Raw genomic sequence first — 16,295 nt, forward strand, 5'->3', positions numbered from 1 at the left:
TCGCAGTTCGACGACCGAAGACGACCGAAACCGAAAGGCCCCTCCCGGTGAACAAGCGACTGCTGGCCGTACCCGCGCTCGGCGCGCTGCTTGCGTTCGGCGCCGTCGGCTGCGGCGACGACAACAGCAAGCAGCTGGAGTCCTGGGCGACGAGCGTCTGCGGCGCGGCCAAGGACCCGATCGCCCAGGCGCAGACCGCTCTCGCGGACACCGGGCAGGTGAAGACCGGCGAGGCGCCGGCCGACCTGCAGAAGCGGCTCTCCGCGGACATCGGGCGGCTGGCCAAGACCAACCAGGACATCGCCGCGGCCATCGACTCCGCCGGGGCTCCCAAGGTGGACGACGGCGCGAACCTGCAGAAGGACACCGTCACCGAGCTGAACAAGGCCGCGGACGGCTACCTGGACGTTCAGAAGAAGCTGGACGGCTTGTCCAACACGGACCAGGGGAAGTTCGCGGACGGGCTGCGCAGCGTCGCCGACCAGGTGCAGCAGTTGGCCTCGCTCTCCACCCAGGCCCAGGCCAAGCTCCAGCGCGGCGAGCTCGGCGCCGCGATGACCAAGCAGGAGGGCTGCAAGCCCGGCACGGCCGGTGCCGCCCCGACCGCCGGGGCGAGCAGCTCGGCCGGTGCGAGCGGTTCCCCGGCGGCGGGCGGCGCGACCGGCACGCCGGCCCCGGGAACGCCCGCCCCGGGCTCCACGGACACGGCGAGCCCGGCCGCCGGTGCCACGCCCACGGCCGCCGGTGCCACACCGACCGGGTCGGCCCCGGCCACCCCGTCCGCCCCGGCCCCCTCGGCGAGCTGAGGCCGGCGCCGCACGCCGCGGTCAGGACCGCCACGCTCCGGGCGCCGGGGTTCGGAACGGCACGCTCTGGACCTCCGCGGTCCGGGCCCCAGCGGTCCGGACCGCCGCGCTCCGGGTCGTTACGCCCCTGTCGGCCCCTCGGGTCGGCGGGGGCGTTTCCGTCACTGTCGTGGCACCGCTGTCCCTCCGCCTGGACGAGAAGCCGTCCGGGCGGGGGAGCGGTTCGCGATGAGCGGCGGGCCGGGTGGCGGGGCGGCTGCGGGCGGGCGGAAGGCCGCGTCGGACGGCCGGGCGGGCGGGCGGGGCCTGCGGCCCGGGGGACAATGGCGGGGTGATCAGTAGCCCCGTTCTCGACCCGACCCGCCTCGCCAAGCTGCGCGAGGCGCTGCTCGCCGCCTCGTTCACCGCTGACGGCTGCCTCGACCTGCTCGGGCCCACCGGGTACGCGGCGCTGGCCCGCAGCGAGGCCGTGCCGGCCCTGCGCGCGACCCGCGGCGGCACGCCGCTGGAGACGCTGGTGCGGCTGTTCCTGCTCCAGCAGCCCGTGCCGTACCGGGCGGCCGCCGCCGCGCTGCCGGTCGAGGACTGCCTGGCCGACGGCTGGCTGCGCCCGGACGGCGACCTGGTCCGGGCCACCGTGGACGTCCGCCCGTATGCCAACGAGGTGGCCGGGCTGCCGAGTTCGGACGCCTGGGTGGTCTCCGACCTCGGCTGTGCGGTCGGCGGCGCGGGCGGGATCGGCTCCGGCGAGACCGCGCACGGCGTGGCCCGCAAGGACCTGGTGCTCGGGGTGGGCGGTGCGTCCACCACGCTGGCCAACATCACCGTGCGCCGGCCGGTCCGGGCCGCCCTGGACCTCGGTTCGGGCTCGGGCGTGCAGGCGTTGCACGCCGCCCGGCACGCCCAGCGGGTCACCGCGACCGACCTCAACCCGCGCGCGCTGCGGTTCACCGAACTGACGCTCGCGCTCTCCGGGTTCGAGAACACCGAGGCCGCGACCGGCAGCCTCTTCGAGCCGGTCGGCGACCGGCGGTTCGACCTGATCGTCTCCAACCCGCCGTTCGTGATCTCGCCCTCGGGCCGGTTCACCTACCGGGACGGCGGGATGGCCGGCGACGACCTCTGCCGCAGCCTGGTCCGCTCCGCCGCCAGCCACCTGGAGCCCGGTGGCTACTGCCAGCTGCTCGCCAACTGGCAGCACGTCAAGGGCGAGGACTGGCACGAGCGGCTGGCCGGCTGGGTGGCCGGCACCGGCCTGGACGCCTGGATCGTCCAGCGGGAGGTCCAGGACGTCTCCCAGTACGCCGAGTTGTGGCTGCGCGACGGCGGCGACCACCGCGGTCCCGGCGGCGACTACCAGGCCCGGTACGGCGAGTGGCTGGACGCGTTCGAGGCGGGCCGGGTCGAGGGCATCGGGTTCGGCTGGATCACGCTGCGGGCGGGCGGCGTCGAGCAGCCGACCGTTCGGGTGGAGGAGTGGCCGCACCCGGTCGAGCAGCCGCTCGGCCCGCACATCGAGGAGTGGTTCGCCCGGCAGGACTTCCTGCGCACGCACGACGACGCGGGGCTGCTCGCGACCCGGTACGTGCTGGCCGACGAGGTGGTGCAGGAGCAGGTCGGCGCGCCCGGCGCGGAGGACCCGGAGCACGTGATCCTGCGGCACAACCGGGGCATGCGGCGGGCCACCAAGGTGGACACGGTGGGCGCCGGGTTCGCCGGGGTCTGCGACGGGACGCTGTCGGCGGGCGAGATCGTGGACGCCATCGCGCAGCTGCTCGGCGAGGACCGGGTGGTGCTGCGGGACCGGGTGCCGGAGTCGCTGCGGCTGCTCACCGAGCAGGGGTTCATCCAGCCCGCCGGCTGAGCACCCGGCCCCGCGCCGGCCGGCCCCGCCGGGCCGAAGGTCCGGAGCACCGAAGCACTAAAGGGCCGAGGAGCCGGGGCCGGACGAGCGGGGTCGAAGAGCCAGGGTCCAAGGGCAAGGGCCGAAGCGCCGGAGCCCGACGCCGGAACCACCGGCTCCGGCCGCCCGGCCAGCCCGACCGGCTCCGGCCGTCCCGACCCGGCCCGTTCGGGACGCGGGCCCGGTTCATCTCTCTGTAGTCCCTGGTTCGCCCGTCGGTCGCCGAACAGCTGCCCCTCGTTGGCCCCCGACTGTGAGGCTCTGTCCACAGGCCGTGGACAGAGCTGGGGGCCCAGGAGTGGAGACGACGACCGCGACGGTGGGCGGCGCGGTGCTCGCGCTGTTCGGCGGCGTGCTGCTGCTCTGGTGCGCCGCCGAAGTACGCCTTCGCCACGGTGTGCGCCGCCGGGGCATACCGGCGGTGGCCACCGTGGTCGCGGAGTCGGACACCCACAGCGAACTCGACAGCTCGCCGCTGCTGACCTTCTCCGCGCCGGCCGCGATCGACGGTCCCGGTGCGGCGCGCCGGGCCGAGGTGGTGCTCGCCCGGCCGCGCGGCCATACCCCGCTGCGCCGCCCGCCGCGCTTCTCGCCCGGCACGTCCGTCCGCATCTCCTACGACCCGCGTCGGCCGAGCCGGGTGGTGCTGGCGGCGGCGGAGACCGGCGGTGTCGTCGTGACGGACCTGCTGTGGACGGCGCTGGGCGTCGGCTGCCTGGCCGCGGGCGCCGCCCTGCTGGCCGCCGCCGCCACCAACTGAGGCGTCGGCCGACCCCGGGGCCCGGCGTCCCGAACCGGCCATGACGTCGGATTCCGGCCACCCGGTCCGGCGGTGGTCCGGTCGCGGTCCTGCGGCCGTTCGGCCGGGGTCGAGCCCCGGTCCGGTGGCGGTCTGCCGAGGTCCGGCCCGGTCGGGTCCGGTCCGACCCGGGCGCTCCCCCGGGCTGCTCCCGAAGCGCTCCCGGCACCCCCTACCACCAGCCCGGTCGCCGGGCGCCGATTTTCCGTTGACAGATTTTGAAATCCGTCATTCCATCCTTCGGAACCCGCCGAAGCCCCCCTCCACGGGGCGCGATCCTCCATCATCGGGTTACCGTTCGAGTGGCGTCGGTCGGCCTTGCCGGTGAAAAAGCAGGATCCGTCCGTTTGACAAGGGTGGCCGGGGTACGGTCACACTCCGCTGGTGGGGTCGTCGTACAGCGGCTGCCCCGGGACGGTGGAGGGGTCGGGCGGAGCGCAGCCCGTGCTGCCGGCGCCGACCAGCCCACATAACGACCGGGAGAGAAGAGCGAAGGTGTCCCCGAGCAGCGAGACCGCGCACGGACAGCGACTCGTCATTGTCGAGTCGCCGGCCAAGGCGAAGACGATCAAGGGCTACCTGGGCCCCGGCTACATCGTCGAGGCGAGCGTCGGGCACATCCGCGACCTGCCCAGCACGGCGGCCGAGGTGCCGGACAAGTACACCGGCGAGGTGCGCCGCCTCGGCGTGGACGTCGACCACGACTTCGCCCCCATCTACGTGGTCAACGCGGACAAGAAGTCCCAGGTCAGCAAGTTGAAGTCGCTGCTCGCGGAGTCCGACGAGCTCTTCCTCGCCACCGATGAGGACCGCGAGGGCGAGGCCATCGCGTGGCACCTCCAGCAGGTGCTCAAGCCCAAGGTGCCGGTGCACCGGATGGTGTTCCACGAGATCACCAAGTCGGCGATCCAGGAGGCCGTGGCCAACCCGCGCGAGCTGAACCAGCGCCTGGTCGACGCCCAGGAGACCCGCCGCATCCTCGACCGCCTCTACGGCTTCGAGGTCTCGCCGGTGCTGTGGAAGAAGGTCATGCCGAAGCTCTCGGCGGGCCGCGTGCAGTCCGTCGCGACCCGGCTGGTGGTCGAGCGCGAGCGCGAGCGGATGGCGTTCCGCAGCGCCTCGTACTGGGACCTGGTCGGTACCTTCGGCACCGGCCGCAGCCCGGCCGACGCCGCCAACCCGGAGACCTTCGGCGCACGGCTGTCCGCCGTCGACGGCAAGCGGATCGCCAGCGGCCGCGACTTCGGCTCGGACGGCCGGCTCAAGGCCGGCAGCACCAATACCCTGCACCTGGACGAGCAGGCCGCCCGCGCGCTGGCCGCCGCCCTGGAGCAGACCGCGTTCAGCGTCCGCAGCGTCGAGTCCAAGCCCTACCGCCGCTCGCCGTACGCGCCGTTCCGCACCACCACGCTCCAGCAGGAGGCCAGCCGCAAGCTGGGCTTCGGCGCCAAGCGGACCATGCAGGTGGCCCAGAAGCTGTACGAGAACGGCTTCATCACCTACATGCGCACCGACTCGACGACGCTCTCGGACACCGCGATCGCGGCCGCCCGCGCGCAGGTCACCCAGCTCTACGGCGCCGACTACCTGCCGGACGCGCCGCGCACCTACGCCAGCAAGGTCAAGAACGCCCAGGAGGCGCACGAGGCCGTCCGCCCGTCCGGCGACCGCTTCCGCACCCCCGCCGAGACCGGTCTGAGCGGCGACGACTTCCGGCTGTACGAGCTGATCTGGATGCGCACCGTCGCCTCCCAGATGAAGGACGCGGTCGGCCAGTCGGTCACCGTCAAGGTCGGCGGGCGTGCCGCGGACGGCCGGGACGCCGAGTTCTCCGCCTCCGGCAAGATCATCACCTTCCACGGCTTCCTGAAGGCCTACGTCGAGGGTGCCGACGACCCGAACGCCGAGCTGGACGACCGCGAGCGCCGGCTGCCGCAGGTGGCCGAGGGCGACCCGCTGGCCGCCGATCAGCTCACCCCCGAGGGCCACGCCACCAAGCCGCCGGCCCGCTACACCGAGGCCTCGCTGGTCAAGGAGCTGGAGGACCGGGAGATCGGGCGCCCCTCCACCTACGCCTCGATCATCGACACCATCATCGGCCGCCGCTACGTCTTCAAGAAGGGGACGGCGCTGGTGCCGTCGTTCCTCTCCTTCGCCGTGGTCAACCTGCTGGAGAAGCACTTCGGCCGGCTGGTCGACTACGACTTCACGGCGAAGATGGAGGACGACCTCGACCGGATCGCGGCCGGCGAGGCCAAGTCCGTGCCGTGGCTGAAGCGCTTCTACTTCGGTGAGGGCGAGGGCCACGCGACCGGCGGGGCAGCCGAGGCCGGCAACGGCGACGGCGACCACCTGGGCGGTCTCAAGGAGCTGGTCACCGACCTCGGCGCGATCGACGCCCGGGAGATCAGCTCGTTCCGGATCAGCGACGACATCACCCTGCGGGTCGGCCGCTACGGCCCGTACGTCGAGCGTGCGTCCGCCGTCGAGGGCGAGCCCGGCCAGCGCGCCGACATCCCCGACGACCTGCCGCCGGACGAGCTCACCGTCGAGCTGGCCGAGGAGTTGCTGGCCAGGCCGAGCGGCGACTTCGAGCTAGGCCAGGACCCGGTCAGCGGCAACCAGCTGGTCGCCAAGGACGGCCGGTACGGCCCGTACGTCACCGAGATCCTGCCCGAGGGCACGCCGAAGACCGGCAAGAACGCCGTCAAGCCGCGGACCGCCTCGCTGCTCAAGACGATGTCGCTGGACACCGTCACGCTCGAGGACGCGCTGAAGCTGCTGTCGCTGCCGCGCGTGGTCGGGACGGACCCGGAGGGCGTGGAGATCACCGCGCAGAACGGCCGCTACGGCCCGTACCTCAAGAAGGGCACCGACTCGCGCTCGCTCACCAGCGAGGAGCAGATGTTCACGGTCACCCTGGAGGAGGCCCTGGCCATCTACGCCCAGCCGAAGCAGCGTGGCCGGGCCGCCGCCGCGCCGCCGCTCAAGGAGCTGGGCACCGACCCGGTCAGCGAGCGTCCGGTGGTGGTGAAGGACGGTCGCTTCGGGCCGTACGTCACCGACGGCGAGACCAACGCGACCCTGCGCAAGGACGACGAGGTCGAGACCATCACTCCGGAACGCGGCTACGAGCTGCTGGCGGAGAAGCGGGCGCGCGGGCCGGTGAAGAAGGCGGCGAAGAAGGCCCCGGCGAAGAAGGCCGCCGCCAAGAAGACGGCGACCAAGACCGCGGCGAAGAAGACCGCCACGGCCAAGACCGCGACCGCCAAGAAGACGACCACGGCCACGACCGCGACCGCCAAGAAGACGGCGGCCAAGAAGACGGCCGCGAGCAAGACCACCGCCACCGACGAGGGCTGACCCCCGTCCGGCGGCACCGGGCCCGCACCTCCCCTTCCGGAGGTGCGGGCCCGTGGTGTCGGGAGGCGCGGCCCGCCGTCGTCGCAGGTGCGGGCCCGGCGTCCTCGGGGGAGTGGACCCGCCGTCGTCGCAGGTGCGGGCCCGGCGCCCTCGAAGGAGTGAGCGCGGCGTCCTCGGAGGAGTGGTCAGGGAGCTGTGCGGGGTGCGTCACAACCCTGCAATGACGGCGAACCGGAGGGCCGCTCACCCGTTTGTGGCAACCGTCGACCGCTACGCTGACCGTATGACGAGCGAGGAGCAGCCCACCCCCAGCGCCGCCGCGGCCGCCAGAGCCGGCACGCCCGACCTGCCCGAGGTCGCGCCCGCGGGAACCCCCGGCGAGCGGGCCCGCGCACTGCTGCGGCTGCGCCCGTACCGCCGGCTCTGGACCACCCAGCTGATCGGCGGCACCGCCGACCGGCTCGGCCTGCTGGTGCTGCTCGCGCTCACCGTGATCGCGGCCGCGCTCGGCGGGCAGTTCGGCGACCTGCCGCGCAGCCTCGCCTTCGCGGTCGCCGCCGTCTTCGCCGTCCGGCTGGCCGCCACGGTGCTGGTCGGCGCGGCCCTGCTCGGCCCGGTGCACGGGCTGCTCAGCGGGAAGCTCGACCGCCGCTGGACGCTGTTCGGCGCCGACGTGCTGCGGGTCGTGCTGATCGGCGTCGCGCCGTGGTGGATCGTCTGGCTGGGCTCCGGCTCCGGTGCGGACGCCAGGCCCTCCGGGGCCGCCACCTACCTGCTGCTCGGCACCGTCTTCGTGACCGGCGCCGCCGAGCGGGTCTGGGCGATCGCCAAGGCCGCCGCCGTCCCCGCCCTGCTGCCGCCGGCCAACCCCTACGCCCCGCCCGCCGAGCGGCGCCCGTCCGCCGCCAACCTGGACACCGTCGGGACGCTGGACCGGCGCACCGGCTGGGCCACCGTGCCGCTCGCGGCGGTCGCGCTGGTCGCGCTCACGCTGGTCGGCAACGTCTTCGCGGCGGTGGCCTCGGACTGGCTGCGCGCCCACCAGACCACCTTCGCCGCCCTCGGGGCGGCCGCCCTGTTCGCCGTCTCGGCCGTCCGGGTCTACCAGCACGAGCTGCCCGGCGGCCCGGCCTCCGTGGTCCCGCACTCCCCGCTGCGGGGCCTGCGCGCCCCGACCGACGCGACCCCCGGGCCCGCGCTGGGCAAGGGCCGCACCGGCTCCGCCCCGTACTTCACCTTCGCGGTCGCCGCCGCCTACGCATCGATGGCGGGCGTCGCCGCGCTCGCGCTGCTGACCGCCGCCGAGCACCGGGCCGGGCCGATCGGCTACGGCCTGCTGGTCCTCGTCGCGGCCGGCACGCCCGCGCTCGGCGCCCGGCTCGCCCGGGTCACCCTGCCCGCGCTCTCCCGCCGTCGGCTGCTCGCGCTCGCCCTGCTGGCCGAGGGCGTCGCGCTGATCCTGGCAGGCCTGGTGCTGGACTTCGTCCTGGTCCTGCTGCTCACGGTGCTGGCCGGGCTGGCCGCCGGCATCGTGATCTCGGCCGGTCGCAACCTGCTCGCCCAGGAGGTCGAGGAGGCCCGGCTCCCGAAGGTCACCGAGCACCTGAACGCGGTGCTGCGGGCCGTCGTGGGCGCCGCACTGATCGTCGTGCCGCTGATCGCCGCCGCCTACGGGAACATCGAGTACGGCACCGTCGAGCCCGGCTCGTTCACCTTCATCCACGGCGGCGCGGCCCTCGCGGTCGCCACCGCCGGCCTGCTGACCCTGGTGCTCGCCGCCGTGGTGCTGCTCAGGACCGACGACCGGCGCGGCACCGTCCCGTTCGGCCGCGACCTGGTGGACGCCGTCCGCGGTGCGGCCGGTCCGGTCCCGCACCGCACCACCGACACCGGCTTCTTCATCGCCCTGGAGGGCGGCGACGGCGCCGGCAAGTCCACCCAGGCCCAGGCGCTCGCCGAGTGGATCCGGGGCAAGGGCCACGAGGTGGTGCTCACCCGCGAGCCCGGCGGCAGCCCGGTCGGCCAGCGGCTGCGCGGTCTCGTCCTGGACGTCGGCAACACCGGACTGTCGCACCGCGCCGAGGCGCTGATCTACGCCGCCGACCGCGCCGAGCACGTCGAGAACGTCATCCGCCCGGCGCTGGCCCGCGGCGCCGTGGTGATCACCGACCGGTACATGGACTCCTCGATCGCCTACCAGGGCGCCGGCCGGGACCTCGCCGCCACCGAGGTGGCCCGGATCTCGCGCTGGGCGACCGGTGGTCTGCTGCCCGACCTGACCGTCGTCCTGGACGTCGACCCGACCAGGGCCCGGGAGCGGTTCACCGAGGCGCTGGACCGCCTGGAGTCCGAGCCCACCGAGTTCCACCAGCGGGTCCGCTCCGGCTTCCTCGCCCTGGCGGCCGCCGACCCGGCGCGCTACCTGGTCGTCGATGGCAGCCAGCAGCCCGCTTCCGTCACCACCGCGATCCGCCACCGGCTCGACCGCGAGCTGCCGCTCTCCGAGCAGGAGAAGGCCGCCCGCGCCGAGCAGGAGCGGCTCGCCCGCGAGGAGGCCGAGCGCCGCGCGGCCGAGGAAGCGCGGAAGAAGGCCGAGGCGGAGGCCGCCGAGCGCAAGCGGCAGGAACTGCTGGAGCAGCTCCGGGCCGAGCAGGCGGAGAAGGAGCGCCTCGCCAAGGAGGAGGCCGACCGCCTCGCCGCGGAGGCGGCGCGCAAAGCGGAGGAGGAGGCCCGCCGCAGGGCGGAGGAGGAAGCCCGCCGGCGTGCCGAGGAGGAGGCCAAGCTGCGCGCGGCCGAGGAGGCCCGGCTCGCCGCCGAGGCCGCCGAGCGCAAGCGGCTCGCCGACGAGGCGGCCGCCCAGGCGGAGCTGCAGCGGCAGCGTGAGCTGGCGCGCGAGGAGCAGCGCCGGCGTGCGGAGGAGGCGCTCCAGCGGGCCGAGGAGGCCCGGCTGGCGCAGGCCGCGGCGCTCGCTGCGGCGGCTGCCGCGGCGGAGAGCGCGGCCGACCGGGTCGGGCGGCCGGTGCCGGGGGACGCGGTGACCACCGAGCTGCGGATGGTCAAGGACGTCGACGACGCCACCCAGGAGATCTCCGAGCGGGACCGCCGGGCGGCGGTCCGGGCGGCGGAGGAGGCCGGCGCGGGCGTCTCCGGCGTCGACGCGACGGCGAAGTTCCCGGTCGTTCCCGCCGCCGCGGCGGACGAGACGGCGAAGCTTCCGGTCGTCCCCGCTGCCGCGGCGGACGAGACGGCCGTGCTGCCCCGGGTGCCCGGGACGGATCGGACCGAGGTGCTGCCGCGGGTCGGGCCGGCCGGGCCGGCCCCGCGCGCCGGGCAGGACCAGCCGGTCGACGGCACCCGGGAACTGCCGGTGGTCGAGGAGCCGGAGCAGGCCCCCGAGCCGCGTCCCCGGCCGTCCTGGGCCGAGGAGACCCCGATGGACGACCTGCCGAGCCTGACCGACACCCTGCTCGGCTCGCGCGACGAGTGGGCCCGCTGGGAGCAGCCCGGCCCGGCCGGGCAGGGCCCGCAGGACCCGCGCCTCGCGTACGGCGGCGAGGCGGCCGGACCGGCCGGACCGGCCGAGCCGGAGGCCGACGCCCCGGACGACCAGGGCGGCAAGGGCAAGGGCCGGCGCTGGCGCCGGGGCTGACCCCGGGATAGGTAGGACAGCAGGGCAGCAGGACGGCAGGACGGCGGGCGGTGTGGCCGGGGCGGTGCTCCGGCGGCGCCGCCCGCCGTCGTACCGGGCACGTATGCTCGACCGCGGGGAGCGGAGACCGGGCCGGGCGTAGGACACCGGGGCGGTCCGCACGAGGCAGTCCGTACCGAGCTTGGGAGCAGCAGTGGCCGTCTGGGACGACCTGGTGGGCCAGGAGCGGGTGGTCGAGCAGTTGACCGCCGCCGCCCGGGCGGCCGGGGCGACGGTCGCCGCCGGCCGCGGGGCCGCACCCGAGCCGGGCGGCAACGCCTCGCTGATGACGCACGCCTGGCTGTTCACCGGTCCGCCCGGCGCGGGCCAGACCACGGCCGCCCGCGCCTTCGCCGCCGCCCTCCAGTGCACCAGCCCGGACCTCGCGCTCGGCGGGACGCCCGGCTGCGGGTTCTGCGACGGCTGCCACACTGTGCTGGCGGGCAGCCACGCGGACGTGAAGTACGTGCGCACCGACGGCCTGTCGATCGGCGTCGGCGACATGCGCGACCTGGTGCTGCGCGCGTCCAGCTACCCGACCGGCGGCCGCTGGTCGGTGATCCTGGTGGACGCCGCCCACCGGCTCACCGAGGCCGCCGCCAACGCCCTGCTCAAGGGGGTCGAGGAGCCCTCGCCGCGCACCGTCTGGATGCTCTGCGCGCCCTCCGTCCAGGACGTCCTGCCCACCATCCGCTCGCGCTGCCGCCTGCTCGTCCTGCGCCAGCCCGCCGCCGAGGCCGTCGCCGACATGCTGGTGACCCGCGACGGCGTCGACCCGGAGACGGCCCGGCTGGCCGCGCTCGCGGGCCAGGGGGACATCGAGCGCTCCCGCCGGCTGGCCGTCGACGAGGAGGTCAGGACCCGCCGGGCCGAGGTGCTGCGGATCCCGCTGGAGGTCGCCGACCTCGGCGGCTGCCTGGCCGCCGCCCAGCGACTGGTCGACACCGCCAAGGCCGACGCCGAGGCGCTCGCCGAGACCCAGGACGCCAAGGAGACCGACGACCTCAAGGCCGTGTACGGGGCGGCCGAGGGCGGCAAGGCCCCGCGCGGCATGGCCGGGGCGGTCAAGGAGCTGGAGAAGCGGCAGAAGAGCCGCGCCACCCGCACCCGCCGGGAGACGCTCGGTGTCGCCCTGCTCGACCTCCTGGGCTTCTACCGGGACGTGCTCGCCCTCCAGCTCGGCTCGACCGGTGCGCTGGCCAACGAGGACCAGCGGCCGGCCCTGGAGCGGGTCGCGCAGGCCGGTCCGCCGGAGGGCACGCTGCGCCGGATCGAGGCGGTGCTCGCCTGCCGGCAGGCGCTGGACCGCAACGTCGACCCGCTGCTCGCCGTCGAGGCGATGACGGTCGCGCTGCGGGCGGGGTAGGGCGCGTCCTCGAACGCTTCCGTCCGCGGGGGCGGGGCACGTCCTCGAACGCTCCCACCCGAGGGGGTAGGGCTTCCCGCGCTAGGCGCGTGTCCCACCTTCGAGTGAACGGGCCGTACGCGCCGGGCACACCCACGTGTGACCGCCGGGTCGTCTTGCACGCTGGGGCCGACTGCGCCCCGACGCCGGGGCCGTCGCGTCCCGTCCGGCACCGGCCCCCCACCGGTGGTCCGGCCCTCCTCCCGAGGCGGTGCGTCCCATGGTCCGTTCGCTCCTCGTCGTTCCCCTGCTGGCCGCCGCCGGGGGAGGTGTCTGGCTCGCGCGCGGTGCCCTGCTGCGCTGGCGCGACCTGCGGGCCGCCGAGACCTACGAGCTCACCGGTGACCAGCGGCCGATGCTGCTGCGCGCGGCCGGGGCGATGGTCTGCGGCGTCTGCGTCACGGCGCTGACGCTGCTCACGGCCCTGGGGACGTTCGGCGTCCTGGGGTCCTCGGCGCCGCGGTCCGGCTCCGCCGAGTTCGGCGCCGACTCCGACGCCGCGGCGGCGGACGGCACGGACGGTGAGGCCGCCGCACGGCAGGCTGCCCCGCCGGTGGCCGAGGCCGAGGCCGCGTCCGCCACCGCCGTGTCCGCGACCACGCCGGCCGCCGCGCCGGTGGCCAGCCGGTTCGACAGCGTCGGCCACCCCGCCGGCGGCGAGCTGCTGCAGTCCGCCGTGCTCGGCCCGGACGGGCACCCGCGCAACGTCCGGGTCTGGCTGCCCGCCCAGTACGCCAAGGACCCGAACGCCCGGTTCCCGGTGGTCGTGATGCACGCCGCCACCCCGCGCAAGACCGCCGACGCCGAAGTCCCCGACGTCTTCGAGGGCCTCGGCTCCGCCGTCCAGACCGGCAAGGCCCGCCCGTTCATCCTGGTCGCCCCGGAGGCGCCGAACGGCACCGCGCACCCCTGCGAGCTGGTCGCCGCCGCCCCGCAGGCCATCGCCGACGACGCGGCGCTGCGCACCACCATCGCCGCGACCTTCCGCACCCTGCCGCCCGGCCCGGCGTCCTGGGGCACGCTCGGCGTCGAGGGCGGCGCGCCCTGCGCCGCGGCCGCCGCCCTGGCCCGGCCCGACCTGTACGGCGCGGCCGCGGCGGTCTCCGGCCGGTACGACACCGCCGCGCTGGCCCTGACGGGGGCGGAGGCACCCGTCGGCGCCGCGCCCAAGCTGCTGCTGGCCGCGGCCAAGGCCGACGCCGCCGGGCTGGACGCGGCCCGCAAGCTCCAGGCCGCGCTGCGCGCCGGCACCGGCGCGGCGGCCCGCGCCGACGTGCGGATCTCCGAGAACGTGCAGGACTACACGGCGGACCGGGAGCGGCTGCGGCTGGTCCGGCAGGCGGCGCAGTACCTGGCCGAGACGCTGGCCAAGGTGTCCTGAGCAGGCCTCGGCAGCGGCTGAGAAGCAAGTGCTGAGCAGCCCTGAGCAGCCCTGAGCAGGCCGGATGCGGGCACCCGGCGGGCGTTACGCTCGCCGTACCCGGGCACCGGCGGCGGCCGCGCCGTGGAACCCGAGGTCAGAGGGGGAGCAGATGCAGGCGGAACGGGAACGGGAACGGGAGCGGGAGCGGGAGCGGGAGCGGATGAGGGCGGAGCGGGGCCGACGCCGGCCGGCGGTGGCGGCGGTGCTGGCCGCCGGGCTGCTGGTCGGCGGGTGCAGCTTCAGCACCTCCACGCCGCGCGCTTCCTCCTCCGACACCGTCGCGCCGGGCTCCCCGTCCGCGCTGGGCTCCCCGTCCGCGACGGCCTCCGCGGCCGACGCCCGGCCGGGGGTCACGCCGCTGGAGCCGCTCCCGGCGGCCGTCCCCGCCGCCCTGGCGCCGTACTACGGGCAGCGGCTCGCCTGGCAGCCCTGCGACGAGGGCTTCGAGTGCACCACCTTCACGGTGCCGCTGGACTACGACCACCCGGCGGGCGGGGACCTCACCCTGTCGGCGGTCCGCGCCCCCGCCGTCCCGGCCGGCTCCGGTACGGGCGCCGGATCCGGCCGGCTCGGCTCGCTGCTGCTCAACCCCGGCGGCCCCGGCGGCTCGGCGGTCGACTACGTGGAGGCCGTCGCCCGGACGTACGACGGTGGTGTGCGGGCCCGGTACGACCTGGTCGGCGTCGACCCGCGCGGCGTCGGCCGCAGCGCCCCGGTGACCTGCCTCGGCGGCGAGCGGATGGACGCCTACAGCGCCGCCGACATCACCCCTGACGACCAGGCCGAGATCGACGCCCTGGTCGCCGCCGACAAGGAGTTCGCGGAGGGCTGCCGCCAGCGGGTCGGCGACCGGCTCGGCCACCTGAGCACCGTCGAGACCGCCCGCGACCTCGACGTGCTGCGCGCGCTGCTCGGCGACGAGAAGCTCAACTACGTCGGCAAGTCGTACGGCACCTTCCTCGGCGCCACCTACGCCGGGCTCTTCCCGACCCGCACCGGCCGGATCGTGCTGGACGGTGCCATGGACCCGTCCCTGGACGCGATCACCGGCAACCGCACCCAGGCCGGCGGCTTCGAGACCGCCTGGGCGGCCTTCGCCCAGGACTGCGCCAAGCGCGAGGACTGCCCGCTCGGCCGGACCGAGCAGCAGGCCGGCGAGCAGCTCACCGCCCTGTTCAAGGCGATCGACGCCCAGCCGCTGACCACCGCCGACGGCGGCCGCCGGCTCACCGAGGCCCAGGCCACCACCGGCGTCATCCAGGCCATGTACGCCGACTTCCTCTGGCCCAGGCTGCGCACCGCGCTCGCCGACGCCAAGACCGGCGACGGCAGCGGCCTGCTCAAGCTCTCGGACTCGTACTACGAACGCGGCTCGGACGGCTCGTACCCCAACCTGATGTTCGCCAACATGGCGGTGAACTGCCTGGACCTGCCCGCGCCGTTCACCGGCCCCGGCGACGTCCAGCAGGCGGTGGCGGACTTCGAGCGGACCTCGCCGCGGTTCGGCCGCGACATGGCGTGGATGGCACTGACCTGCACCTACTGGCCGGTGAAGGCCACCGGAGCGGCACACACCATCCGGGCGGCCGGCGCCGCGCCGATCGTGGTCGTCGGCACCACCCGCGACCCGGCCACCCCGTACGCGTGGGCGCAGTCGCTGGCCGGGCAGCTGGAGTCCGGCCGGCTGCTGACCTACGAGGGCGACGGGCACACCGCGTACGGCCGGCACGACGCCTGCGTCGACGGCGCGGTCAACCGCTACCTGCTCGGCGGCGAGCCGCCGGAGCAGGGGAAGCGCTGCGGCGCGTAGGCTCCCGGCCCCCCGCCAGCCCCTGTCCGGCCCCCGCTCCGCGCCCGCCCGGCCCCCGCTCCGCGCCCGCCCGGGAACCCGTTACGGATCACCCGCGAACCTGTGTAGACTGGCCCGCGTTGCAACCGCGTGTTGCAGCGGTGCCGCCTTAGCTCAGTTGGCCAGAGCAACGCACTCGTAATGCGTAGGTCGCGGGTTCGAATCCCGCAGGCGGCTCAGTGAAGGCCCAGGTCAGGTAGCCCATGACCTGGGCCTTTTGCCGTTCCTTGATGTGTAAGCAGGTATCAGTGACGCGCTACAAGATCGCTTGCGTGAGCGATGCGTGAGCGCGGGTGTTGATGGGTGCGTTTCTCTTGAGGTGACAGGCGTGTCCGTGGTTGTTGTTGGTTCGTTGCCGTAGCGGAGTTGATCGTTCTGCTCGGTGAGGGGGCTGGTGGGCTGCGAAGCGGTGGAGCGTGACCAGGATGAGCAGGTGGTCGAGCAGGTCCACTTCGACGAGGCCGCTCTCGAGGAGCTCTTGTGGGGAGCGGCCTCGAGGGACGGGGGCCAGTTGGGAGTGAACCTGCTGAAGCACACATGCAGTCGACGAGCCGGTTCTAGGCTGGAGCCCTCACCTTTCAACGCGGGGTCTCAGAGAAGGCCCGACCACCCCGGTGGTCGGGGCGTCTCCAACTCTTCGGCCAACCTGGAGGCGCTGATCATGGATGCAAACCGAGTCCTCGAAGCGCTCGAGGCGGGCGAGTTCGACGGCGTCAGCCACACCTATCAGCCCTATGACGGCTACGGGAACCAGACCCATCAGGTTGCGATGAGCGTCTCCGGTGGCACCATCGAGGTCGCCAAGACCACCAGCGGGAAGTTCTTCGACGGGAAGGAGAACACCCGCTACTCCAAGACCAGCACTGACTATCTGACCGGCATGGATGCGGTGGGCTTCATCGCCCAGCGGCCGTACTACTTCTCGCAGGTTCGCCCCGACCTCTTCTAGTACTGCAATCACAGTTATGGGGTGTGACCTCGGCGTTTGTAGTGGCTGAGGCGGGCTCGGGTCTGGCTGAGGCGTCGCCACCATGACCAGTGCAGATGATGCGTCGGGTC

The 16,295-nt window shown here is 74.8% G+C and carries 9 protein-coding genes and 1 tRNA gene; all 10 read left to right on the plus strand.

The annotated features are described in order from the left end of the window. The first annotated feature begins 47 nt into the window (after positions 1–47). The 10 genes from C2142_RS21065 (at position 48) to C2142_RS21110 (ending at position 16,185) form a co-directional block, all read left to right on the plus strand. A complete protein-coding gene (locus C2142_RS21065) occupies positions 48–806 on the plus strand; it encodes a small secreted protein (protein ID WP_148644093.1) in 759 nt (252 codons plus the stop codon). Positions 807–1,137: 331 nt separating this feature from the next. Beyond that, positions 1,138–2,670, plus strand: coding sequence for a methyltransferase (locus C2142_RS21070; RefSeq protein WP_148644094.1), 1,533 nt, complete (start codon positions 1,138–1,140; stop codon positions 2,668–2,670). Positions 2,671–3,007: 337 nt separating this feature from the next. Then, on the plus strand, positions 3,008–3,469 hold the full coding sequence (locus C2142_RS21075) for a DUF3592 domain-containing protein (protein WP_148644095.1): 462 nt from the start codon (positions 3,008–3,010) through the stop codon (positions 3,467–3,469). A gap of 534 nt (positions 3,470–4,003) precedes the next feature. After that, complete coding sequence (gene topA / locus C2142_RS21080) at positions 4,004–6,871, plus strand: type I DNA topoisomerase (protein ID WP_148644096.1); 2,868 nt, start codon at positions 4,004–4,006, stop codon at positions 6,869–6,871. Between the two features lie 283 nt (positions 6,872–7,154). Beyond that, positions 7,155–10,520, plus strand: coding sequence for a dTMP kinase (gene tmk, locus C2142_RS21085; protein ID WP_148644097.1), 3,366 nt, complete (start codon positions 7,155–7,157; stop codon positions 10,518–10,520). A 193-nt stretch (positions 10,521–10,713) separates the two neighbouring features. After that, positions 10,714–11,925: a DNA polymerase III subunit delta' gene (locus C2142_RS21090; protein WP_148644098.1), complete on the plus strand. Its 1,212-nt coding sequence runs from the start codon at positions 10,714–10,716 to the stop codon at positions 11,923–11,925. A gap of 259 nt (positions 11,926–12,184) precedes the next feature. Further along, positions 12,185–13,345, plus strand: coding sequence for a hypothetical protein (locus C2142_RS21095; protein ID WP_148644099.1), 1,161 nt, complete (start codon positions 12,185–12,187; stop codon positions 13,343–13,345). A gap of 202 nt (positions 13,346–13,547) precedes the next feature. Beyond that, positions 13,548–15,197 carry an alpha/beta hydrolase gene (locus C2142_RS21100; RefSeq protein ID WP_148644916.1) on the plus strand — a complete coding sequence of 550 codons (1,650 nt, stop codon included), beginning with the start codon at positions 13,548–13,550 and terminating at the stop codon, positions 15,195–15,197. 142 nt (positions 15,198–15,339) lie between these two features. Further along, positions 15,340–15,413 (plus strand) — tRNA-Thr (locus tag C2142_RS21105). 484 nt (positions 15,414–15,897) lie between these two features. Then, entirely contained in the window at positions 15,898–16,185 is a 288-nt protein-coding gene (locus C2142_RS21110; protein WP_148644100.1) for a hypothetical protein, read from the plus strand. The last annotated feature ends 110 nt before the right edge of the window (positions 16,186–16,295 follow it).

Source organism: Streptomyces sp. CB01881, from assembly GCF_002953255.1.
In the GTDB taxonomy this organism is placed as follows: Bacteria; Actinomycetota; Actinomycetes; order Streptomycetales; family Streptomycetaceae; genus Kitasatospora.